Here is a 618-nt window from a genome sequence, read left to right on the forward strand (position 1 = left end):
CGGTAGGATTCGTGACTGGGGTGAAGTCGTAACAAGGTAGCCGTATCGGAAGGTGCGGCTGGATCACCTCCTTTCTAGAGTTTGCAGGTTCTTCGGAACATTTCAAGCGCTCACACTTATCGACTGTAATGAATTAGAGAACAGCATCGGGGCTGTAGCTCAGCTGGTTAGAGCACCGTGTTGATAACGCGGGGGTCGTTGGTTCGAGTCCAACCAGCCCTACCATAGGGGGATTAGCTCAGCTGGGAGAGCACCTGCTTTGCAAGCAGGGGGTCGTCGGTTCGATCCCGTCATCCTCCACCAAACTGCCTTTACGAATGGCGCAGTTATTCGTAAGTGTAGTTCTCGTTCTTTAAAAATTTGGAAGCAGTAAGTAATTGTTATGACCCATGCGGGCAACTGCGTGGGTGGGTAATGATTGTAATATCATCAAACGTAACAACGTAATATCTTATTCCTATAAACGCTTCCTGTTAGTCGCAGGAGCTAACGTTATAGGGACAAGTGAATAAGTGCACATGGCGGATGCCTTGGCGATTACAGGCGATGAAGGACGTAGTAGCTTGCGATAAGCTGCGGGGAGCTAGCAAACAAGCTTTGATCCGCAGATTTCCGAAT

The 618-nt window shown here is 49.0% G+C and carries 2 tRNA genes and 2 rRNA genes; all 4 read left to right on the forward strand.

Annotated features, from left to right (window positions below):
- Positions 1 to 74 (forward strand): 16S ribosomal RNA (locus KW842_RS27165); the annotation flags it as partial.
- A gap of 74 nt (positions 75 to 148) precedes the next feature.
- Positions 149 to 225, forward strand: a tRNA-Ile gene (locus tag KW842_RS27170).
- Positions 226 to 227: 2 nt separating this feature from the next.
- Positions 228 to 303 (forward strand) — tRNA-Ala (locus KW842_RS27175).
- Positions 304 to 498: 195 nt separating this feature from the next.
- Positions 499 to 618: ribosomal RNA gene (locus KW842_RS27180) — 23S ribosomal RNA — on the forward strand; the annotation flags it as partial.

Source organism: Duganella sp. sic0402 (assembly GCF_019219065.1).
Lineage (GTDB): Bacteria > Pseudomonadota > Gammaproteobacteria > Burkholderiales > Burkholderiaceae_D > Rugamonas.